General features: G+C 73.1%; 21 protein-coding genes. 13 read left to right on the top strand and 8 right to left on the bottom strand.

What is annotated here, in order from left to right; genetic code table 11:
* The first annotated feature begins 30 nt into the window (after window positions 1-30).
* Together ACFO9I_RS02975 and ACFO9I_RS02970 are read left to right on the top strand one after the other, a co-directional pair.
* Window positions 31-1,419, top strand: a complete 1,389-nt coding sequence (locus ACFO9I_RS02975) for a magnesium chelatase (protein ID WP_379177637.1) — start codon at window positions 31-33, stop codon at window positions 1,417-1,419.
* Window positions 1,412-3,451 carry a hypothetical protein gene (locus tag ACFO9I_RS02970; RefSeq protein WP_379177635.1) on the top strand — a complete coding sequence of 680 codons (2,040 nt, stop codon included), beginning with the start codon at window positions 1,412-1,414 and terminating at the stop codon, window positions 3,449-3,451. The genes ACFO9I_RS02975 and ACFO9I_RS02970 overlap by 8 nt, the downstream gene beginning before the upstream one ends.
* 108 nt (window positions 3,452-3,559) lie before the next feature.
* Here ACFO9I_RS02970 and ACFO9I_RS02965 read toward each other — a convergent pair whose 3' ends face one another.
* Window positions 3,560-4,405, bottom strand: coding sequence for an ABC transporter substrate-binding protein (locus ACFO9I_RS02965; protein WP_379177633.1), 846 nt, complete (start codon window positions 4,403-4,405; stop codon window positions 3,560-3,562).
* An 84-nt stretch (window positions 4,406-4,489) separates the two neighbouring features.
* Here ACFO9I_RS02965 and ACFO9I_RS02960 point away from each other — a divergent pair, with 84 nt between their 5' ends.
* The 5 genes from ACFO9I_RS02960 (at window position 4,490) to ACFO9I_RS02940 (ending at window position 7,608) form a co-directional block, all read left to right on the top strand.
* Window positions 4,490-5,269, top strand: coding sequence for a TSUP family transporter (locus ACFO9I_RS02960; protein ID WP_379177631.1), 780 nt, complete (start codon window positions 4,490-4,492; stop codon window positions 5,267-5,269).
* Window positions 5,266-5,901 carry a YigZ family protein gene (locus ACFO9I_RS02955; RefSeq protein WP_379177629.1) on the top strand — a complete coding sequence of 212 codons (636 nt, stop codon included), beginning with the start codon at window positions 5,266-5,268 and terminating at the stop codon, window positions 5,899-5,901. Before ACFO9I_RS02960 ends, ACFO9I_RS02955 begins: the two co-directional genes overlap by 4 nt.
* Window positions 5,898-6,275 carry a pyridoxamine 5'-phosphate oxidase gene (locus tag ACFO9I_RS02950; protein ID WP_379177627.1) on the top strand — a complete coding sequence of 126 codons (378 nt, stop codon included), beginning with the start codon at window positions 5,898-5,900 and terminating at the stop codon, window positions 6,273-6,275. Before ACFO9I_RS02955 ends, ACFO9I_RS02950 begins: the two co-directional genes overlap by 4 nt.
* 156 nt (window positions 6,276-6,431) lie before the next feature.
* A complete protein-coding gene (locus tag ACFO9I_RS02945) occupies window positions 6,432-6,806 on the top strand; it encodes a PH domain-containing protein (RefSeq protein ID WP_379177625.1) in 375 nt (124 codons plus the stop codon).
* Window positions 6,796-7,608 (top strand): VOC family protein, encoded by an 813-nt coding sequence (locus ACFO9I_RS02940; protein WP_379177926.1) that lies wholly within the window; start codon window positions 6,796-6,798, stop codon window positions 7,606-7,608. The genes ACFO9I_RS02945 and ACFO9I_RS02940 overlap by 11 nt, the downstream gene beginning before the upstream one ends.
* Here the strand turns inward: ACFO9I_RS02940 and ACFO9I_RS02935 are convergent.
* On the bottom strand, window positions 7,572-8,426 hold the full coding sequence (locus ACFO9I_RS02935; protein ID WP_379177623.1) for a hypothetical protein: 855 nt from the start codon (window positions 8,424-8,426) through the stop codon (window positions 7,572-7,574). The two genes, ACFO9I_RS02940 and ACFO9I_RS02935, sit on opposite strands and share 37 nt — an antisense overlap.
* Before the next feature lie 114 nt (window positions 8,427-8,540).
* Between ACFO9I_RS02935 and ACFO9I_RS02930 the strand changes: the two genes are divergently transcribed.
* Both ACFO9I_RS02930 and ACFO9I_RS02925 read left to right on the top strand, forming a co-directional pair.
* On the top strand, window positions 8,541-9,074 hold the full coding sequence (locus ACFO9I_RS02930; RefSeq protein WP_379177621.1) for a DinB family protein: 534 nt from the start codon (window positions 8,541-8,543) through the stop codon (window positions 9,072-9,074).
* Complete coding sequence (locus ACFO9I_RS02925; RefSeq protein WP_379177619.1) at window positions 9,071-9,568, top strand: GNAT family N-acetyltransferase; 498 nt, start codon at window positions 9,071-9,073, stop codon at window positions 9,566-9,568. Before ACFO9I_RS02930 ends, ACFO9I_RS02925 begins: the two co-directional genes overlap by 4 nt.
* Before the next feature lie 54 nt (window positions 9,569-9,622).
* On the opposite strand, the gene ACFO9I_RS02920 is transcribed toward ACFO9I_RS02925, so the two are convergent.
* The 6 genes from ACFO9I_RS02920 to msrA all read right to left on the bottom strand — a co-directional run bounded on the left by ACFO9I_RS02920 (window position 9,623) and on the right by msrA (window position 14,942).
* Complete coding sequence (locus tag ACFO9I_RS02920) at window positions 9,623-10,963, bottom strand: ABC1 kinase family protein (RefSeq protein ID WP_379177617.1); 1,341 nt, start codon at window positions 10,961-10,963, stop codon at window positions 9,623-9,625.
* Window positions 10,964-11,034: 71 nt separating this feature from the next.
* Complete coding sequence (locus ACFO9I_RS02915) at window positions 11,035-11,433, bottom strand: hypothetical protein (RefSeq protein ID WP_379177615.1); 399 nt, start codon at window positions 11,431-11,433, stop codon at window positions 11,035-11,037.
* A 216-nt stretch (window positions 11,434-11,649) separates the two neighbouring features.
* Window positions 11,650-12,738: a ScyD/ScyE family protein gene (locus tag ACFO9I_RS02910; protein ID WP_379177613.1), complete on the bottom strand. Its 1,089-nt coding sequence runs from the start codon at window positions 12,736-12,738 to the stop codon at window positions 11,650-11,652.
* A gap of 172 nt (window positions 12,739-12,910) precedes the next feature.
* Complete coding sequence (locus ACFO9I_RS02905) at window positions 12,911-13,270, bottom strand: YciI family protein (RefSeq protein WP_379177611.1); 360 nt, start codon at window positions 13,268-13,270, stop codon at window positions 12,911-12,913.
* Window positions 13,271-13,400: 130 nt separating this feature from the next.
* Window positions 13,401-14,216 carry a hypothetical protein gene (locus tag ACFO9I_RS02900; protein WP_379177609.1) on the bottom strand — a complete coding sequence of 272 codons (816 nt, stop codon included), beginning with the start codon at window positions 14,214-14,216 and terminating at the stop codon, window positions 13,401-13,403.
* Between the two features lie 81 nt (window positions 14,217-14,297).
* Window positions 14,298-14,942, bottom strand: coding sequence for a peptide-methionine (S)-S-oxide reductase MsrA (msrA, locus tag ACFO9I_RS02895; RefSeq protein WP_379177924.1), 645 nt, complete (start codon window positions 14,940-14,942; stop codon window positions 14,298-14,300).
* A 134-nt stretch (window positions 14,943-15,076) separates the two neighbouring features.
* Between msrA and ACFO9I_RS02890 the strand changes: the two genes are divergently transcribed.
* Genes ACFO9I_RS02890 through ilvA form a run of 4 tightly spaced genes read left to right on the top strand, consistent with a single transcriptional unit; the run spans window position 15,077 to window position 20,214 of the window.
* Window positions 15,077-16,240: a cystathionine gamma-synthase gene (locus tag ACFO9I_RS02890; RefSeq protein WP_379177607.1), complete on the top strand. Its 1,164-nt coding sequence runs from the start codon at window positions 15,077-15,079 to the stop codon at window positions 16,238-16,240.
* A complete protein-coding gene (locus ACFO9I_RS02885) occupies window positions 16,227-17,633 on the top strand; it encodes a glutamate mutase L (RefSeq protein ID WP_379177605.1) in 1,407 nt (468 codons plus the stop codon). Before ACFO9I_RS02890 ends, ACFO9I_RS02885 begins: the two co-directional genes overlap by 14 nt.
* A gap of 9 nt (window positions 17,634-17,642) precedes the next feature.
* Window positions 17,643-19,007: an AI-2E family transporter gene (locus tag ACFO9I_RS02880; protein ID WP_379177603.1), complete on the top strand. Its 1,365-nt coding sequence runs from the start codon at window positions 17,643-17,645 to the stop codon at window positions 19,005-19,007.
* The gene (gene ilvA, locus ACFO9I_RS02875) at window positions 19,000-20,214 is read left to right on the top strand and encodes a threonine ammonia-lyase (RefSeq protein WP_379177601.1); all 1,215 of its coding nucleotides are present in this window, start codon (window positions 19,000-19,002) and stop codon (window positions 20,212-20,214) included. Before ACFO9I_RS02880 ends, ilvA begins: the two co-directional genes overlap by 8 nt.
* The last annotated feature ends 177 nt before the right edge of the window (window positions 20,215-20,391 follow it).

Genomic DNA, 20,391 nt, shown 5'->3' with positions numbered 1-20,391 from the left:
CCCGGTTGTGCGCGTGAGTAGCGTCGAAGCGTGACCTCTGCTCCCACGATCACCACCGTCGGCGAACTCAAGGCATCCGGGCACCAGCTGAAGACGCTGCGCCAGGAGATCCGCGACAACCTGCTCGCGGCCCTGCGGGAGGGGCGTGACCCGTGGCCGGGACTGCACGGCTTCGAGGACACCGTCATCCCGCAGCTCGAACGCGCGCTCATCGCGGGCCACGACGTCGTGCTCCTCGGCGAGCGCGGCCAGGGCAAGACCCGCCTGCTGCGGACCATGGTCGGGCTGCTCGACGAGTGGACCCCGGTCATCGACGGCAGCGAGCTGGGCGAGCACCCCTACGAGCCGGTGACCGTGACCAGCCGCCGGCGCGTCGAGACGCTCGGCGACGAGCTGCCGGTGGCCTGGCGCCACCGCGACGAGAGGTACGCCGAGAAGCTGGCGACCCCGGACACCTCGGTGGCCGACCTGATCGGTGACGTGGACCCGATGAAGGTGGCCGAGGGGCGCTCGCTGGGTGACCCCGAGACGATCCACTTCGGGCTGATCCCGCGCAGCCACCGCGGCATCGTCGCGATCAACGAGCTGCCCGACCTCGCCGAGCGGATCCAGGTGGCGATGCTCAACGTGATGGAGGAGCGCGACATCCAGATCCGCGGCTACGTGCTGCGGCTGCCGCTCGACGTGCTGGTGGTCGCGAGCGCGAACCCTGAGGACTACACCAACCGGGGCCGGATCATCACCCCGCTCAAGGACCGGTTCGGCGCCGAGATCCGCACCCACTACCCGACCGAGATCGAGGACGAGGTCGCGGTCATCCGCCAGGAGGCCCACCTGGTCGCCGACGTGCCCGACCACCTCGTGGAGATCCTGGCCCGCTTCACCCGCGCGCTGCGCGACTCCAGCGCGGTCGACCAGCGCTCGGGCGTCTCCGCGCGCTTCGCGATCGCCGGGGCCGAGACGATCGCCGCCGCCGCGCTGCACCGGGCGACCTCGCAGGGCGAGGACGACGCGGTGGCGCGGGTCGTCGACCTCGAGACCGCGGTCGACGTGCTCGGCGGCAAGATCGAGTTCGAGTCCGGCGAGGAGGGGCGCGAGCACGAGATCCTCACCCACCTGCTGCGCACCGCCACCGCCGAGACGGTCCGGCACCACTTCCGCGGCATCGACTTCGCCGTCCTCGTCCAGGCGATCGAGAACGGCTCCCTGGTCACCACCGGCGAGCAGGTGACGGCCCGGGACTTCCTCACCGGGCTGCCGGTGCTGGGGGAGTCGGAGCTCTACGACGACGTCTGCGACCGGCTGGGCGCGACCAACGACGGCCAGCGCGCCGGCGCGATCGAGCTGGCCCTGGAGGGTCTCTACCTGGCCCGCAAGGTCAGCAAGGAGACCGGAGGCGGCGAGACCGTCTATGGCTAGACCGACCCACGGCCACCGCTCCCGCTACGGCCGGTACGCCGGCGGGCCGGACCCGCTGGCGCCACCGGTCGACCTCGCGGAGGCACTGGACGCGATCGGCCAGGACGTGATGGCCGGCTACTCCCCGGAGCGCGCGATGCGGGAGTTCCTGCGCCGCGGCGGCCGGGACCAGACCGGCCTGGACGACCTGGCCCGGCGGGTGGCCGAGCGCCGCCGGGACCTGCTGCAGCGCCACAACCTCGACGGCACCCTGCAGGAGGTCCGCGAGCTGCTGGACCACGCGCTGCTGGAGGAGCGCAAGCAGCTGGTCCGCGACGTCGACATGGACGACGCGGACCGGGCCTTCCGCGAGATGCAGCTGGAGAACCTCCCCGCGTCGACGGCGGCGGCCGTCAGCGAGCTGTCGGACTACGACTGGTCCTCGCGGGAGGCGCGCGAGGACTACGAGAAGATCAAGGACCTGCTCGGCCGCGAGATGCTCGACCAGCGGTTCGCCGGCATGAAGCAGGCCCTCGAGAACGCCACCGACGAGGATCGGGCGGCGATCAACGAGATGCTGCAGGACCTCAACGAGCTGCTCGACGCGCACCGCCGCGGCGAGGACACCGACGAGCAGTTCCGCGAGTTCATGGACAAGCACGGCGACTTCTTCCCCGAGAATCCGCAGGACATCGACGAGCTGCTCGACTCGCTGGCCCAGCGGGCCGCGGCCGCCCAGCGGATGCGCAACTCGATGACCCAGGAGCAGCGCGACGAGCTCGACGCGCTCGCGGCGCAGGCCTTCGGGTCGCCCGAGCTGATGAGCTCGCTGTCCCAGCTCGACGCCAACCTCCAGGCGCTGCGGCCGGGCGAGGACTGGGGCGGCTCGGAGCGCTTCGACGGCGAGCAGGGGCTGGGCCTCGGCGACGGCACCGGCGTGCTCCAGGACCTCGCGGACCTCGACGAGCTGTCCGAGCAGCTCTCGCAGTCCTACGGCGGCGCCCGGATGGACGACCTCGACCTCGACAAGCTCACCCGCCAGCTGGGGGACGCGGCGGCCGTCGACGCCCGCACCCTGCAACAGCTCGAGCAGGCGCTGCGCGACACCGGCTACCTCAAGCGCGGCTCCGACGGTCAGTACCGCCTGAGCCCCAAGGCGATGCGCCAGCTCGGCAAGGCACTGCTGCGGGACGTGGCCCAGCGGATGTCGGGGCGGCAGGGCCAGCGCGACCTGCGTCAGGCCGGGGCCGCGGGCGAGCTCTCGGGGGCCACCCGCGAGTGGGCGTTCGGTGACACCGAGCCGTGGGACGTGACGCGCACGGTGACCAACGCGGTGCGCCGTACCGTCGCCGAGGGCGGGTCGGCCCGCGGCGGGGTGCGGCTGGAGATCGGCGACGTGGAGGTCTCCGAGACCGAGGCGCGGACCCAGGCAGCGGTGGCGCTGCTGGTCGACACGTCGTTCTCGATGGCGATGGACGGGCGGTGGGTGCCGATGAAGCGCACCGCGCTCGCGCTGCACACGCTGATCCGCTCGCGCTTCCGCGGCGACCACCTGCAGCTGATCGGCTTCGGCCGGCACGCCGAGGTGATGGAGATCGAGCAGCTCACCGCGCTGGACGCGATGTGGGACAAGGGCACCAATCTGCACCACGCGCTGCTGCTCGCGAACCGGCACTTCCGCAAGCACCCCAGCGCCCAGCCGGTGCTGCTGATCGTCACCGACGGCGAACCGACGTCGCACCTCGAACCCGACGGGGAGGTCTACTTCTCCTACCCGCCGCACCCGCTCACCGTGGCGTACGCCGTCAAGGAGCTCGACAACGCCGGGCGGCTCGGCGCGCAGACGACGTTCTTCCGGCTCGGCGAGGACCCCGGCCTGGCCAGGTTCATCGACTCGATGGCCAGGCGGGTGGACGGCCGGGTGGTCGCGCCGGAGCTCGACGACCTCGGCGCGGCGGTGGTCGGGTCCTACCTCGGCTCCCGCGGCCCGGGCCCGGGCGCCGGGGGCTACGGCGACTGGTTCGGCGGCCGGGGGTCCTGGGTGGGCGACTGACCCCCGCGTCGAGCTGGGCCGGATTCATGGTTGAGTTGGGCCTCGTTCGATTGTGAGTTGGGCCTGGTTCCGGAATTCGGCCCAACTCACAGCCGAATCCGGCCCAACTCAACGGTGCAGGATCGCCGCCAGCTCCTCGACCCCGTCGACGAGGCGGGTGCCAGGGCGGGCCCAGGAGGCGTTCGCGTCGACCGGGTGCACGGGGACGCCGTCGGGCAGCACGCCCGAGGCGACGAGCTCGTCCGCGAGCCGGGTCGCGCCGGCCAGGTCGAAGCCGCACGGCGCGACCACGACGACGTCGGGCGCGGCCGCGTGCACGGCCTCCCAGGTGACCCGCTCCGACTTCGCGCCGGCCCGGCCGAGCAGCGGCTCGCCCCCGGCGGCCTCGATCATCTCGGGCACCCAGTGGCCGGGCGCGAACGGCGGGTCGGTCCACTCCAGCAGCATCACGCGCGGCCGGGGGAGGCCGGCCACGCGGCGGCGTACGGCGTCGAGGCGGGCCCGCAGCGAGTCGACGAGGGCGGCCGCCTCCGCCCCGTGCCCGGTCGCCTGCCCCAGGGTGAGGATCGAGGCGTTCACCTCGTCGATGGTGTGCGGGTCGATGGTGAGCACCTCGGCCCTGCACCCGAGATGGGCCAGCGCGTCGTCGACCACCGACACGTCGACCGCGCACACCGCGCAGAGGTCCTGGGTGACCACGAGGTCGGCGTCGAGCCCGGCCAGGGCACCCTCGTCGAGGTGGTAGAGGTCCTCGCCACGCGACATCGCCGTCGCCACGAACGCGTCGATCTCGGCAGGCGTGAGCCCCTCGGGCATCGCCGAGGTGGACACGATCCGGCGGGTGCGCGCCTCGGCCGGATGGTCGCACTCGAACGTCACGCCGACCACGTCCGGGCCCGCACCGATCGCGAACAGGATCTCGGTGGTCGACGGGAGCAGGGAGACGATGCGCACGGCACCACCCTAGGCAGCGGGGTCGTGCGGTCCAGGGTGCGCCCGGCCGCGCCCTGGACCGCACGACGCACATACGATCGCGCGGTGGCCGACCCCTCCGTGACCGTGACCGTCCTGCTCGGGCTGGCGGGCCTCGCGGCGGGGTTCGTCGACGCGGTGGTCGGCGGGGGAGGGCTGGTCCAGCTGCCCGCCCTGCTCCTCGGGCTGCCCGGCGCCGCCCCCGTGCAGGTGCTGGCGACCAACAAGCTCGCGTCGATCTGCGGCACCACGGTCAGCAGCGCGACGTACTACCGCCGGGTGCGGCCCGACCCGAGGACCTTCGGGCCGCTGATGCTGCTGGCGTTCACCGGCTCGGTGCTCGGGGCGCTGGTGGCCACCCACATCCCGGCCGACGTGTTCGACCCGCTGGTCCTGGTGGCGCTGGTGGTCGTGGGCGCCTACGTGCTGCTCCGCCCCGCCCTGGGGGAGCAGACGGCGCTGCGCTTCTCCGGCCACCGGCACACGATCGCGGCGATGCTCACCGGGCTGGCTGTCGGGTTCTACGACGGCGCGCTCGGGCCGGGCACCGGCAGCTTCTTCGTGTTCACGCTCGTCGGGCTGCTCGGCTACAGCTTCCTCGAGGCCTCCGCCAAGGCCCGGCTGGCCAACTGGGCCACCAACGCGGCGGCGCTCTGCGTCTTCGTCCCGCAGGGCGCCGTGCTGTGGAAGGTCGGGCTGGTCATGGGGGTGTGCAACCTGGCGGGCGGCTACCTCGGGGCGCGTACGGCGGTCTCCCGCGGCACCCGCTTCGTCCGGGTCTTCTTCATCGTCGTCGTCTCGGCCTTCATCATCCGGATCGGTGGCGGGATCGTGGGGGTGTGGTGAGCTCCTACCTCACGGTCGCCGGCGACGGGCAGGCCGAGATCGAGGTGAAGCGGTCACGGTTCCTGTGCACGCTCGCCCGGGTCGAGGACGAGGCGGCCGCCCGGGCGGTCGTGGACGGGCTGCGCAAGCGGCACTGGGACGCCCGGCACCACTGCTCCGCGTTCGTCCTCGGCCCCGACGGCGCCGTCGAGCGCTCCAGCGACGACGGCGAGCCGGCCGGGACCGCCGGGGCCCCGATGCTCGAGGTGCTCCGCGGTCGCGGGGTGAGCGACGTGGTCGCGGTGGTCACCCGCTGGTTCGGCGGCACCCTGCTCGGTGCCGGGGGCCTGGTCCGGGCGTACGGCGACGCGGTGCGGGCCGGGCTCGACGCCACCGGGACGCTGCGCCGTGACCTGGTGCGCGAGCTGGCCCTGGAGGTCGGCCACGCCGACGCCGGTCGCGTCGAGAGCGAGCTGCGCAGCCGGGGCGTGACGGTGCTCGACACGGCGTACGCCGCCCAGGTCAGGCTGCTCCTCGGCGTGCCCCCTGCCCAGGTCGAGCGCCTGCACGCCCTCGTCGCCGAGCTCACCGGCGGCACCGCAGCCGCCGTGCCCGCCGGCGAGCGCTGGGTCGACGTACGCTCGGCACCATGAGCATCCCGGTGGACGTGGCCGACCTGGCCAGGGCACTGACCGACTTCGGAGCCGGCTACCTGCTGACCGCCTCGCCCGAGGGGCGGGTCAAGGCCGTGACCGTCGAGCCCGAGGTGGTCGGCGGTGCGCTGGTCGTGCCCGGGCCGGGCCGCGGGTCCTGCGGCAACGTGGCCGCCAACGCCGCCGTCACCGTGCTGTTCCCGCCCGTCGAGGCCCGCGGGTTCACGCTGCTGGTCGACGGCACGGCCGAGGTCGACGGCGAGGACGTCCGGGTCACCCCGTCCCACGCCGTCCTGCACCGCCCGGCGTCGCACGCCGACGGCCCGCCCGCTCCCGGTGGGTGCGGGCACGACTGTCACCCGGTCGGTTCCTGACCGGTCGCCGACCGGCACGCACACGGACCGGCAGCTCGCGGCACCAGCAGTCGTCCTCCCGCGTGAGTGGGGCCAGGAGCTCGCGAGCTCCCGGTCCCCGTGCTGGGCGTGTCAGTCGCCCCCGTGCCCGGGCACGAGGATCTACGCTCGTCGGCCATGATCGACTTCCAGAACGGCACCTTCGTCAAGCTGAGTCCCAGCAACCCGCAGGACCTGATGGCCGAGATCGGCCCGATGCTCGTGGCCGGCGAGCAGGTGTTCCTGAGCTTCAAGGGCATCCGGGACTCCGTCGTCTTCACGAACAAGCGGCTGATCTCCTTGAACGTGCAGGGCCTGACCGGCAAGAAGCGGGACTACACCTCGTTGCCGTACTCGAAGATCCAGGCGTTCAGCGTGGAGACCGCCGGCACCTTCGACCTCGACGCCGAGCTCGAGCTCTGGTTCAGCGGGCTGGGCCGGGTGCGGCTCGAGTTCAAGGGCGGCGTCGACATCCGCTCGCTCGGACGCCTCATCGGTGACCATGTCCTCTGAGGTGCGCGACGAGCGCCTGCTCGTCGCGCCGTTCTGGATCAGCGCGTTCCTCGACCTCGCGCCCGCGGAGCACGAGCGGGGAGTCGCGTTCTGGCAGGGCGTGACCGGCTACGGCCTCTCCGAGCCGCGCGGCGAGCACGACGAGTTCGCGACGCTGGTGCCGCCGGCCGGTGACGACTTCCTGCGCGTGCAGCGGCTCGGTGACGGTCCCTCCCGCATCCACCTCGACCTGCACGTCACCGACCCGGTCGCGGCGGCGGACCGCGCCGAGGGACTGGGCGCGCGGGTGCTGGACCGCCCCGAGCACGGGTACGTCGTGCTCTCGTCCCCCGGCGGCCTGGTGTTCTGCTTCGTCCGCCACCGCGCATCCACCCGCCCGCGCCCGACGACCTGGCCCGGCGGGCACGCGTCGTACGTCGACCAGGTCTGCCTGGACATCCCGGCCTCGGTCCACGAGCGGGAGTGCGCGTTCTGGAGCGCCGTGACCGGGCTGCGCCACGACGCGGACGGCGAGCACGACGAGTTCTCCCGGCTGAGGGGCGAGGACCGTCCGGCGCTCCAGCTCCTGCTGCAGCGGCTCGACGAGCAGGACGGCCCGGTGCGGGCGCACCTGGACCTCGCGACCACCGACCGGGTCGCGGAGACCGCTCGGCACGTGGCCCTGGGTGCACGCGCGGTCCACGACTTCGGGCGCGGCTGGACGCTGATGGCCGCGCCCGCGGGTCCGGCGTACTGCATCACCGACCGCAGGCCCGACCTCGTGCCTCAGACCGGGTCGCACCCGCCGCCGGAGAGGCGGTAGCCGGGCGTCGTCACGTCCACCCGCGCGCTCCAGGTCGCGGTCCCGTCCGACCAGCGGAACACCGCGACGACGCCTCCGGGCAGCGACGCGAACAGCCTCGCGGCGTCCGCCCCCCGCAGGCACACGGCGAGGTCGCCCAGCGACCCCGGTGGGGCGGGACGCGCCATCTGCTCGATCGACCGGTCGAACGGCCAGGTGGCCATCGGATAGGGATTGGCGGCGTCGGGCCGGCTGAGGACGAGCCCGATCTCGTCCGGCACCCACGGCTCGGGTCGGGACACCAGCCCGTCGCCGTACGACGCGGGGTCGGCCAGGCGGGTGGCCGCGCGCCAGAGCCGGTCGAAGCGGGGTGACTCCTGCGACCCGGAGATCACGCGGCCCTGGCCGAGGAAGAACGCGACCGACCGGCCGGACGGCGAGACGGCGCCCTCACCGAACGTGCCCGGCGCCGCGTCGAGGATCCCGAGCCTGGCCAGCGACCCCAGCGCCCGCTGCAGCGCGGCGTCGGAGACCTGCCAGGTCACGAACCCGTCCCGCCTGGCCAGCACCGAGGTGTCGCTCACCCGCACGATCCGGCCGTCGGCGGACAGGCTGAGCTGCGCACTGACGTACCCCTGGTGGATCGAGATCCGGACCAGGGTGCCGTCGGCGCCCGGGGCGAAGCCGTGCCAGGAGTCCGACCCGCCCGGGGCGACCGGCGACGGGGTGACCAGCGACGGCGTGGGCGGCGGGGTGTCCGGCCCGGTGGACGACAGGCCGGCCACCGGTCCGGTCGTCCCGAGCAGCAGGGCCAGCAGCCACGCCCAGATTCCCCCCATGGAGCGATTGTGCGGGCCGACGGGTGTGGCCGTCCCGGAAACCGTGGTTCGCGCCGCGCCCGCCGGCCGACAAAGTCGGTGGTCGACATGGAGGCCGAGCCCTAGCGTGGCCCCATGTCCACCACCCCAGCCGCCCCCGACCGGGTCGACCCACCCCTGGCGGGTGACGAGAAGGCCACCCTGCTGGGCTTCCTCGACCACCACCGGGACACCCTCCGGCTGAAGACCGCCGGGCTCACCGTTGACCAGCTGAACGCCACGCACGCCCCGTCGACCATGACGCTCGGGGGCATGCTCAAGCACCTGGCCTTCGTCGAGCACTGGTGGTTCGACTGCGTCTTCCGCGGCCAGGAGTACGCCGAGCCGTGGGCCTCCGTGGACTGGCGCACCGACCCGGACTGGGACTGGCACAGTGCCGCCGGCGACAGCCCCGAGGAGCTGCGGGCGATGTTCGATGCCGCCTGCGCCGCCTCCGACGAGGTCCTCGCGGCGGTGGGGGACTGGGGGACCCTCTCCCAGCGGGCCGGCCGCACCGGCGAACGGTTCAGCATGCGCTGGATCGTGACCCACATGGTCGAGGAGTACGCCCGCCACAACGGCCATGCCGACCTGATCCGCGAGTCGATCGACGGGAGCACCGGAGAGTGAGCGAGGCGACGATCCGCCCCGCCACCGACGAGGACTGGCCACGGATCTGGCCGTTCTTCCACGCCACCGTGCAGGCGGGGGAGACCTACGCCTACCCGGCCGACCTCACCCTCGAGACCGGGCGCGGCTGGTGGATGGAGCGGCCCCCGGGCGAGACCGTGGTGCTCGAGGACGCCGGCGAGGTCCTCGGCAGCGCCAAGATGGGCCCCAACCGGCCCGGCCACGGCGACCACATCGGCACGGCGTCGTTCATGGTCGCGCCGGAGGCCCGCGGTCGGGGCGTCGGCCGTGCGCTCGGCGAGCACGTCGTGCAGTGGCACCGCGGCCGGGGGTTCCGCGGGATCCAGTTCAACGCGGTCGTGGAGACCAACACCGCCGCGGTGCGGCTCTGGCAGTCGCTCGGCTTCGAGATCGTCGGGACCGTCCCGGGCGCCTTCCGCTCACCCGCGCACGGGTACGTCGGCCTGCACGTGATGTTCCTGCCGCTCGCCTGACCCCGCCGCGACGTCGTACGACCTGGTCGCCGGGACGTATGACGTCCGGCCCGGTCAGTGCTCGGGCGCGGCGAAGCCCGGCAGGTACTCCTCCAGGATCGCCCGGAACGGGGCCTCCGCCTCGAGCTGGCTGAGCAGGCCGACGCCGCCGAGCCAGGTGCGGTGGATGAGGAGGTACGCCGGCGGCAGGTTCAGCTTCATCGCCACGGTGTACGACGGCTCCCGGGGGTCGTTGATGCGCGCGAACTGGGTGCGCATCCACTCCCGCGAGAAGCGGAACCGCTCGACCTGGGTGGGCTCGACGAACGGGCCGAGGTACTCCAGCAGGAGGTCGGGGTCGACCTTCATGTTCGGCTTGATGAAGCCCTCGCGGCGCAGGCCGTCGACCAGCTCGTCCTTGTCCTCGGTGGCGGCGACCCGGATCAGCCGGCCCATCGCCTCGGGCAGACCTTCGCTGGGGAGCCGGGCGACCGCCCCGAAGTCGAGGACACCGAGGCGTCCCGGCTCGCCGCCCGGGCCGGGGAGGATGCGGAAGTTGCCGGGGTGCGGGTCGGCGTGGAGCATGCCGGTGCGCGCCGGACCGGAGAACAGGAACCGCACCAGCAGCTCGCCGTAGTGGTCACGCTCCTCCTGGGTGCCCTCGGCGATGATCGTCGCCAGCGACGCCGGGCTCTCCATCCACTCGGTGACGAGCACGGTGTGGCCGACCGCGACCACCGCAGGGACCACGATGTCGGGGTCGTCGGCGACGGCCTCGTGGAAGGCGGTCTGCGCCTGCGCCTCGAGGTGGTAGTCGAGCTCGTCCTCGGCGCGGGCCTGCAACTCGGCGACCAGCGGCTTGATCTCGACCCCGGGCACCAGCGTGCCGACGGTGCGCGCGAGCCGGGCCAGCTGCCGGAGGTCGGCGCGCAGCGCCTCGCCGGCGCCGGGGTACTGCACCTTGACCGCGACCTCGCGGCCGTCGTGCCAGCGTCCCTTGTGGACCTGCCCGATGGAGGCGGCCGCCGCGGGGCCGCCGTCGAGCCAGACCAGCCGGTCGCGCCAGTCCGGTCCGAGGTCGTCCTCGAGGATCTCGCGCACCGTCTGGGTCGGCATCGGGGGCGCCGAGTCCTGCAGCCGGGTGAGCTGGTCGCGGTAGGGGCCCGCGACCTCGTCGGGGAGTGCGGCCTCGAGCACCGAGAGCGCCTGGCCGAACTTCATCGCCCCGCCCTTGAGCTCGCCGAGCGTGCGGAACAGCTGCTCGGCGGTGCGCTGCTGCACTTCGCTCATCACCGCCTCGGCGGGCTTGCCGCCGAGCCGCTTGCCGAGGCCGAGCGCGCTGCGGCCCGCGTAGCCCAGGGGCAACGCGGCAAGCCTGGCCGTACGTTTGGCCGCGTTGCGCGGGAGCTCGGTCATCGCCTCGATGGTATCGGCCGGTTGGTGATCCGGCCCCCGAGCCGGTGTCAGGGACGACGCCGCCCCCGGCGTCAGTGGACCGTGACGGTGATGGTCGTGCTCGAGGTCGCGATGTCGGGGTCCCGCGGGTCGCCGACGACGCGGAGCAGCCGTTCGCCCTTCATCTGCAAGATGATGCGCAGGTTGTAGCGGTTGTCGCGGTTGGTCTCCATGACCGCGCCCTGCAGCTGGACCCAGTGTCCGTCGCGGAAGGTCTTCACGCGCACCGTCGCGGGCACCCGGATGCCGCCGGACCACACCGCGCCGTACAGGCGGAAGGTCTGCCCGGAGGCGGGGGTGTAGTCGGTCGCGTGGACGGTGACCCGGCTCGGTGCGAGGTCGGTGGCCGCGGCCGGCGCGACGGCCGCGAACGTGGTGGCGGAGGCGATGGCGCCGACGAGGGCGGTGGAGCGGCGAGCAGTGAGGTCCATGGGGGTCTCCCGGACGGGGAAGGGTGCGACCCCTGGCTCGGACGGGTCGCGTGGATGTCACCTCCCACGCTCCGTCCGGGGCCGGCGGCTGTCACGGGTACACCGGCCCCCGCCGGGCGTCGAAGGACCCCTCACCGGACGTGCCAGGGCCCCCGCCCCTCCTGCCGGAAGCTGCCCGGCAGGGAGGGGACGAGGGCCCCGTGCTCGTGCGTGGTGTCAGCGGATGTAGCGAACCACCTTGCCGTCGGGCGCGCCGTTCTCCGGCGGCAGCGCGTCCTTGGTCGCGTAGACGCTGCCGTTCGCGATCTCGACCGCGGCCGGCAGGTTCGCCTTGGCGAAGGTCCAGACCTTGGACGAGCCGGCCCGGACGCCGACGATCTTGTTGGCGAACAGCTCGGCGATGCGCAGACCGCCCTTGGCCGTCACGGCGAGCCCGGTCGGGGTGGACAGGCCGCTGAGGATCTCGGTCTGGTGGCCGTTCCACCTGTTGATCCGGTGCACCGCGCCGAGCGGGAGCTGCTCACCGAGGCCGCCGCCGAGCGTGGTCACCAGCAGCTTGCCGTCGTGGCCCATCTCGACGTCGGTCGGCACCGACTCGCCGTAGTAGGTGAGTCCGACGACGCAGTCGGGGGCGCCGAGCGCCTGGGCGAGCTCAGCGGTGATCTCCACCGGCACCGCCGGGGTGACGGCCACCGTGCGGATCTTGCCCGAGCGGGACACGGCGAGCACGGCGTTCATGCCGGCGTCCGCGACGTAGATCGTCCGGTGCGTCTGCAGCGTCGCGTAGGGGTGCGAGTCCAGCTGGCCCTCGTAGACCGGCGGCCCGAACTGGTCAGTGGGCCAGTCCGCCGCGCACTCGTCGCTGATGTCGCGCACGCCGTAGGTGATCGAGCCGTCGGGGTTGTTGGCGTTCTCGAAGGCCCGGATGTGGGCCAGGACCGCGGCCTTGCCGCCCGGACGCAGCACCTTGAGCCAAGAGTCGGTGTTGGTCTCGCCCGAGCCCTCGGTCTCGGTGAACACCACCCGGCCGTGCCGGACCGACACGCCGCCCACCTCGTTGCCGCCGGAGGCGTAGACGGTGCTCGCCTTCCCGCCCTGGACCTTGCTGAGCTGGCCGGTGAAGTTCTGGCTGACATAGATGCTCTTGCCCTCGACGGCCAGCGTGAGCGGGGCGACGAGACCGCGAGCCAGGACGACCTTGCCGGCCGTTCTCGCCGACGTGTCCGCGGCCGACGGGAGCGCCGACAGGGCGCCGGCCGTGACAGCCGCGACGGCCGCGACTGCGATCAGGCGGGGTGTGCGCATGGGCTTTCCTCCGTGAATGGGGATGGTGCAGCCCAGCCTTCGCGGCTCCGACCGCGAGCGCATGCCCCATTTTCAGGTACTTCTCAGAAAAGTCGTGCGCGTGCGGCCTCGCGGTGCCACGAGCCCGCATCGGCCGCGACGTCCGGCCTGTCGCCGACCGGTCAGGACCTCGTCACCGGGGCGCGGGCCCCTGCTTGAAGCGGCGCACCTCCTGGGGCCAGCCGCACGCCTCCGCGATCTTGCCGGCCCACATCCTGGCCTCCTCCTCGTCGGCCACGTCCACGATGGTCAGTCCGCCCAGCCACTCCTTGGTCTCGACGTAGGGACCGTCGGTGAACGTCAACGAGCCGCTGGTCGCGTCGGCGCTGAAGGCCTCCTCGACCTCTTCCACGAGGCCGCCGGCGAAGACGTAAGCCCCGGCCGCCCTGATCTCCTCGACGACCGCCTTGGCCAGTGGCCCGCGCCCGCGGAACCACTCCTCGGAGTGGTCGCCCACCCACTGCTGGTTGAAGTAGATGAGGTACTCGGCCACGTCTGCCCCCTTCGCTCGGGCGGGCCCGGTGCCCGCCTCCACCTACGCTACGAACGGCTCGGGGCGGATACGACACCCTCGGCCCGGAAATGTCACGCGGTGCTGGGTGGCACGGTAGCCGTGGGGCTGATCAGCGAGCGGGGCCGTGTCGTACCTGCAGCACCACACGTTCCAGGACAGGGGCGAAGCCGAGCGACCTCAGGGCTGCGGTCGGTCCGGGGCCGGAGCCGAGGGCGAGGACGTGCTCGGCGGTGCGCGACGCCCCGCCGCACCCGGCGGCGAAGGCGGCGTCGGAGTAGGTCGTGCCCTCGGCGGGCTGGAAGGCCAGCCCCATCCGCGTCATGCCCTGGACCCGGGGTGTCCGCGAGCACATGGCCACGGGTTCGTCGCCCACCTCCCAGATGACCACGGCCCCGTCGCGGAGCGGGTGGTCGACGACGAACTCGACGTGGCTGGAGTCGTCGGGATGACGCTGCGCGAAGAGGTCGAACCACGACCTCAGCAGCGGCAGGTCGCCGGCATCGGCCACCCGTGGGGCGCCTGCCGGCTGCGCGGGCTCTCGGAGGGCGACGAGGCGGAGCAGGGTCCTCGTGGCGACCGTGCGCACGGCTCCTCCCCGCGCCCGCCACGCCTCGTCCAGCGCGTCCACGTCGCTCGCCTGGACGGCCACGCTGGTGGCACCCGCGAGCTCATGGGCGAGGTCGGCCACGGCAGCGGCGCCCAGGGGTGAGCACAGGACGGGGTGGTCGGGGATGTCCACGAAGGCGCCGCCCGTCTCGCCCCCCTCCGCCCACCACCCGAAGCGGGCGCCGGGGGCGGGGTCGGGCAGCTGCGCCCAGAAGCTCGCCTCCGTCAGCAGGGCGTTGTTGGCCACGGGGTCGGAGACCAGGAACGGCCCGGCTCCCGCCAGGAAGCGTGCGGCGTCCGACGTCGTCACCCAGGTCACGCCCCAGACTCCCACGACGAGGGCCCCGTCAGCGGGCGCGCCGCAGCCCCCGGCGGGGCCCGCTGCGGGTCGGGCTCCGGGTCAGGCGGTCTCGGGGAACTTCACGCCGGTGTTCGCGTGGCAGCGGTAGCCGTGCGGGTTCTTCGCGAGGTACTGCTGGTGCACGTCTTCGGCGTAGTAGTACGTCGGGGCCTCACGGATCTCCGTGGTGATCTCGCCGAGGCGACGCCGGCGCAGCTCGTCGCCGTACACCTTCGTCAGGTCACGGGCGACCTGCTCCTGCTCGGGGGTCGTGTAGTAGATCGCCGAGCGGTACTGCGTGCCGACGTCGTTGCCCTGGCGCATCCCCTGGGTGGGGTCGTGCACCTCGAAGAACGTCTTCACCAGGTCGGCGTAGGACACCTGCGCGGGGTCGTAGACGACCCGCACGGCCTCGGTGTGGTTGGTGCGCCCGGTGCAGACCTCCTCGTACGACGGGTTCGGCGTCGTGCCGCCGGCGTACCCGACCGAGGTCGACCACACGCCCGGCACCTGCCAGTAGACCTCCTCGGCGCCCCAGAAGCAGCCGAGCCCGAAGAGGGCGACCTCGTAGCCGGCGGGTGCATCGTCGGTCACCAGCGGCGTGCCGAGCACCAGGTGCTTGTCGGCGAGGTGGAAGAACCGCTCGCTGCGGCCGGGCAGGGCCTGGTCGGGGGAGACGAGCTCGGACTTGTGACGGCTGAAGATGGACACGGGTCCTCCTGTCGGGAGCCTCGGGGCTTTCACCAGTCTGCAACAACGACGGGGGCCCGGTCGTTCCCGCCCGGGGCGACGTCACCACCTCGTAAGACTCCGGCCGGCCCGGTGGATAGCGTGGCCCCATGAGCGAGCAGCAGCACAGGAGCAAGTCCGGCTTCGAGACGCGTGCGATCCACGCCGGCTACGAGCCCGACCCGATGACCGGCGCGGTGATCCCGCCCATCTACGCGACCTCGACGTACAAGCAGGACGGCGTCGGCGGCCTGCGCGGCGGCTACGAGTACAGCCGCTCGGCGAACCCCACCCGCACCGCCCTCGAGGGCGCGATCGCGGCGCTGGAGGAGGGGGAGCGCGGCTTCGCGTTCGCCTCCGGGCTCGCTGCCGAGGACACGCTGGTCCGCTCGGTGTGCCGGCCCGGTGACCACGCGGTCATCCCCGACGACGCCTACGGCGGCACGTTCCGCCTGTTCGACAAGGTCGAGAAGGTCTGGGGCCTCGAGCACAGCCCGGCGCCGGTCTCCGACGTCGACGCCGTGCGCGCGGCGATCCGCCCCGGCGAGACGAAGCTGGTCTGGGTCGAGACGCCCACCAACCCGCTGCTCAACATCGGTGACATCGAGGCGCTCGCCGCGGTCGCCCACGACGCCGGCGCGCTGCTGGTCGTCGACAACACGTTCGCCTCGCCGTACCTCCAGCAGCCGCTCACCCTGGGCGCCGACGTGGTGCTGCACTCCACCACGAAGTACTGCGGCGGCCACTCCGACGTGGTCGGTGGTGCGCTGGTCGTCCGTGACCTCGAGCTCGCCGACAAGGTGACCTTCCACCAGAACGCCATGGGCGCGGTGCCCGGCCCGTTCGACTGCTTCCTGACCCACCGCGGCCTGAAGACCCTCGGGGTCCGCATGGACCGGCACTGCGACAACGCCGAGAAGGTCGTCGAGTTCCTCACCGGCCACCCGTCGGTGAGCACGGTGATCTACCCCGGCCTCGAGGAGCACCCCGGCCACGCGGTCGCCGCGAAGCAGATGAAGCGGTTCGGCGGCATGGTCTCCTTCCGGGTCAGCGGCGGCGAGGCCCAGGCGCTCGCGGTCTGCGAGAAGGCCGAGGTCTTCACCCTGGGCGAGTCGCTCGGGGGCGTCGAGTCCCTCATCGAGCACCCGGGCCGGATGACCCACGCCAGCGTCGCCGGCACCGACCTCGAGGTCCCCGCGGACCTGGTCCGGCTCAGCGTGGGCATCGAGACCGCCGACGACCTGATCGCCGACCTCGACCGTGCCCTCGGCTGACCCGGGGCCGGGGACCGCGGTCTGCGTCGACTTCGGCTCCACCTTCACCAAGGCGGCGCTGGTCGACCTGGCCGAGGGCCGCATCCTCGCGTCGGCGTCGCACCCCACGACGCTGCCCGCGACGGACGGGACCGGCGACGTGCTGGACGGGTACGACGCCTGCCTGGCCTCGCTGGTCGCCGCGGACCCGCGCGCGGCCGACGCCGAGGTGCTGGCCTGCTCGAGCGCGGGCGGTGGCCTGCGGATCGCCGTGGTCGGCAACGAGGAGCTGGTCACCGCCGAGGCGGGGCGCCGGGTCGCCCTGTCCAGCGGCGGCAAGGTCGTCGACGTGATCGCCGCCGCGGGTCGTGCGGGTGACAGTGCGCCCTACCGCACCCTGAGCCGCACGACCCGGCCGGACGTGGTGCTGCTGACCGGCGGGACCGACGGCGGGAACGCCGAGGTGCTGCTCCGGGCGACGCGCGACCTGGTGGCGTCGGGCTGGCGCGGGCCGGTCGTGGTGGCCGGCAACGTGGACGCCCGGGACGAGGTGGGGGAGATCCTGGGTGCGGTCCCGCACGTGATCGCCGACAACGTGGTCCCGAGGATCGGGGTGCTGGCTCCCGACTCCGCGCGGTCGGCCATCCGCGAGATGTTCCTGTCGCACGTGATCGGCGGCAAGCACCTGAGCAGCCGCGCGGACTTCACCGCCATGGTCCGCGGGGCCACCCCGGACGTGGTGCTCACCGGCGTCGAGCTGCTCGCCCGCGGCCTCGACGACGCGCACCCGGGCGTCGGGGACGTGGTCGTGGTCGACGTCGGCGGCGCCACCACCGACGTCCACTCGGTCGTCGAGGTCGACCCCGAGGACGCCGGCCTGGCCCGCGAGGTGGTGGCGACCACGCCGGTCACCCGCACGGTCGAGGGCGACCTCGGCATGCGCTGGTCCGCGGTCACCACCGTCGCCGAGGCGGGGCTCGACGAGCTGGCGGACACGGCGGCGCTGCGGCAGGCCGACCCCGGCTTCCTGCCCGAGGACGACGCGGGGTGCGACGCCGACGAGGCCATCGCCCGGGCGGCGGTGGGTCTGGCCCTGCGCCGCCACGCCGGCCGCTCCCGCGTCGTGGTCAGCCCCGAGGGTCGGGTGGTGGAGCGCAGCGGCAAGGACCTCCGTGAGGTCGACCTGCTCGTCGGCTCGGGGGGCGTGCTGCGCAACGGGCGTCCCGGCGTCGCCGAGCGGGTGCTCGGCGACAGCGTCGGCGCCGGGCTCGAGGGTGGCTGGCAGCTGCCCGAGCGGGCGCGCGTGGTGGTCGACACCGACTACGTGCTCGCGGCCGCCGGGCTGCTCGCGGAGCGGCATCCGGAGGCGGCGTACCGGCTGGTGCTGCGCGTGCTCGACCACCCGGGTGGATAGCCTGTCGCGGTGAGCAACGAGGCTGACGGCCCGGGCCGCCACGACCCCGCCGGACAGGCGGGCCAGGGCGCGGACGCCGGTGGGGGCGAGGGGCGGCGGCGGCTGCCGATCATCGGGCTGCGCTCACGCGCCGAGGAGGACGAGGGCATCGCCCAGCGGCTGGCCCACCAGTGGGCGCAGCTGCGTGACGAGCGCCGTGCCGAGCCGGTCCCGGTCACCCCCGGCACGTCGAACTTCAGCCGCGCCCAGGTGCCGTGGGGACTCGACCTGGCGGCCGCCTGGGGCTGGCGTTTCCTGGTCATCGTGGCGGCGGGGTACGTCGTCTTCTGGGCGATCGGGTTCTTCGCGGTCGTCGTGCTGCCCGTGGTCGTCGCGCTGCTCATCACCGCCCTGGTCAGCCCGGTCGTGGCCGGGCTGCACCGGCTCGGGCTGCCGCGTGGGCTCGCCTCGATCCTCGTGGTGATCAGCGGCATCGCGTTCGTCGCGGCGCTGCTCACCTTCGCCGGCCAGCAGGTGGCCAACGGCGCCAACGACCTGGCCGACCAGACCGTCAAGGGGCTCGACGAGGTCAAGCACTGGCTCAAGACCGGGCCGCTGCACGCCACCGACTCCCAGATCAACGACTACATCAGCCGCGCCCAGAAGGCGATCACCCCCTCCACCGACGGCGGCTCGATCCTGGGCCGGGTGACCGAGGTCGGCACCGCGCTGGGCCACGTGCTCGCCGGCTTCTTCATCGTGCTGTTCTCGACGTACTTCTTCCTCGCCGACGGCGAGCGGATCTGGGCGTGGATGGTGCGGCTCGCGCCGCGCGCCGGCCGCCAGCACGTCGACACCTCCGGCCGGGTCGCGTGGATCTCGCTGACCCAGTTCGTGCGGGCCACCGTCATCGTCGCGGCCACCGACGCGATCGGCATCATGATCGTCGCGGCGGTCCTCGGCGTGCCCTTCGTGCTCGCGATCGGCGTGCTGGTGTTCCTCGGCGCGTTCATCCCGATGGTCGGCGCGACGGTCGCCGGCACCGTGGCCATCCTGGTCGCCCTGGTCGACCAGGGGCCGATCACGGCGCTGTTCATGCTGGGTGGCGTGATCCTGGTCCAGCAGATCGAGGGACACGTCCTGCAGCCGTTCCTGATGGGCCGGTGGGTCTCGGTGCACCCCCTCGGTGTCATCATCGCCATCGGCTGCGGCGTCCTGGTGGCCGGCATCCCCGGCGCGCTGGTCGCCGTGCCCCTGGCCGCCGCGGTCAACGCGGTGGTCCAGCACCTCGCGAGCTACACCGCCCCCGGCGACGACGCCGAGGAAGAGCTGGACGAGGACTATGCGGAGATGGGCGAGGAGCCCCCGAACGAGGAGGCCCTGGAACATGAGTGACGTCCCCACGGTGACGCTGGACGACATCCTGGCGGCGCGCCGGACCCTGGAGGGGGTGTCGGTCTACACCCCGATGGAGGAGTCGCGCTGGCTCTCCGCCTTCGCCGGCGGACCGGTCAGCCTGAAGTGCGAGAACCTCCAGCGCACCGGGTCGTTCAAGGCCCGCGGTGCCTACGTGCGGATCTCCCGGCTCTCCGAGGAGGAGCGCGCGCACGGCGTCGTGGCGGCCTCCGCGGGCAACCACGCGCAGGGCGTCGCGCTGGCCGCCCAGCTGCTCGGCATCAAGTCGACGGTCTTCATGCCCGAGGGCGCCCCGATCCCCAAGGAGAAGGCGACGCGGGGGTACGGCGCGGACGTCATCTTCCACGGCCGCTACCTCGAGAACGCCCTCGAGGCGGCCCACGAGTTCGCCGCCGAGACCGGCGCGGTGCTGATCCACCCCTTCGACCACGTCGACATCGTCGCCGGGCAGGGCACGGTCGGGCTCGAGATCCTCGAGCAGGTGCCGGAGGTGCAGACCGTCCTGGTGCCGACCGGCGGCGGGGGACTGCTGGCGGGGGTCGCGATCGCGGTGAAGTCGCTGCGGCCCGACGTCCGCGTCATCGGCGTGCAGGCCAAAGGCGCCGCGGCGTACCCCGACTCGCTGGCGCAGGGGCACCCCGTGCCGCTGGAGTCGATGACGACGATGGCCGACGGCATCGCGGTCGGCCGGCCGGGCGACATCACCTTCGCCGCGGTCCGCGACCACGTCGACGAGATCCTCACCGTCTCCGAGGACTCGATGTCCCGGGCCCTGCTGGCGCTGCTGGAGCGGGCCAAGATGGTCGTCGAGCCGGCCGGCGCCGCCGCGGTGGCCGCGATGCTCGACCGGCCCACGGAGTTCACCACGCCCACGGTGGCCCTGCTCTCGGGCGGCAACATCGACCCGCTGCTGCTCGGCAAGGTGATCCGGCACGGCATGGCCGCCGCCGGCCGCTACCTCAACCTCCGGGTCTGCATCCCCGACGTCCCGGGCGGCCTGGCCACCCTGCTCACCGAGGTCAGCGCCGCCGGCGCCAACGTCCTCGAGGTCGTCCACGAGCGCATCTCACCCTCGCTGCACCTCGACGAGGTGGAGGTCCACCTCCAGCTCGAGACCCGCGGCGAGCCGCACGCCGAGCAGGTCACCTCCCGCCTGCGCGAGCACGGCTACCGCGTCTTCCATTGACTCAAGGAAGGATAGTCCGGCACGTTCTGGCCATCAGATCCACGAATTCGTGCCGGACTATCCCTCCAGAACGCCGGAGGCCACGTCGAGTCGGCGCAAGTGCACGCCCGAAATGGCATCGAGTCGGCGCAGGCTCGCACGAGCTTGCGCCGACTCGACCCGTATCTCGCACGAGCT

The organism is Nocardioides sp. GCM10023255, assembly GCF_042653125.1.
Classification (GTDB): Bacteria; Actinomycetota; Actinomycetes; order Propionibacteriales; family Nocardioidaceae; genus Nocardioides.
The sequence above is the reverse complement of the archived record's forward strand: the minus strand, read 5'-3'. Positions and strand labels throughout refer to the sequence as shown.

What these genes read in the sequence shown, in the direction of transcription:
- ACFO9I_RS02970 (WP_379177635.1), top strand. Translation starts at nt 1,412, where the DNA reads ATGGCTAGACCGACCCACGGCCACCGCTCCCGCTACGGCCGGTACGCC.
- ACFO9I_RS02950 (WP_379177627.1), top strand. Translation starts at nt 5,898, where the DNA reads ATGAGCATCCCGGTGGACGTGGCCGACCTGGCCAGGGCACTGACCGAC.
- ACFO9I_RS02945 (WP_379177625.1), top strand. Translation starts at nt 6,432, where the DNA reads ATGATCGACTTCCAGAACGGCACCTTCGTCAAGCTGAGTCCCAGCAAC.
- ACFO9I_RS02940 (WP_379177926.1), top strand. Translation starts at nt 6,796, where the DNA reads ATGTCCTCTGAGGTGCGCGACGAGCGCCTGCTCGTCGCGCCGTTCTGG.
- ACFO9I_RS02935 (WP_379177623.1), bottom strand. Translation starts at nt 8,426, where the DNA reads ATGGGGGGAATCTGGGCGTGGCTGCTGGCCCTGCTGCTCGGGACGACC.
- ACFO9I_RS02930 (WP_379177621.1), top strand. Translation starts at nt 8,541, where the DNA reads ATGTCCACCACCCCAGCCGCCCCCGACCGGGTCGACCCACCCCTGGCG.
- ACFO9I_RS02920 (WP_379177617.1), bottom strand. Translation starts at nt 10,963, where the DNA reads ATGACCGAGCTCCCGCGCAACGCGGCCAAACGTACGGCCAGGCTTGCC.
- ACFO9I_RS02915 (WP_379177615.1), bottom strand. Translation starts at nt 11,433, where the DNA reads ATGGACCTCACTGCTCGCCGCTCCACCGCCCTCGTCGGCGCCATCGCC.
- ACFO9I_RS02910 (WP_379177613.1), bottom strand. Translation starts at nt 12,738, where the DNA reads ATGCGCACACCCCGCCTGATCGCAGTCGCGGCCGTCGCGGCTGTCACG.
- ACFO9I_RS02890 (WP_379177607.1), top strand. Translation starts at nt 15,077, where the DNA reads ATGAGCGAGCAGCAGCACAGGAGCAAGTCCGGCTTCGAGACGCGTGCG.
- ilvA (WP_379177601.1), top strand. Translation starts at nt 19,000, where the DNA reads ATGAGTGACGTCCCCACGGTGACGCTGGACGACATCCTGGCGGCGCGC.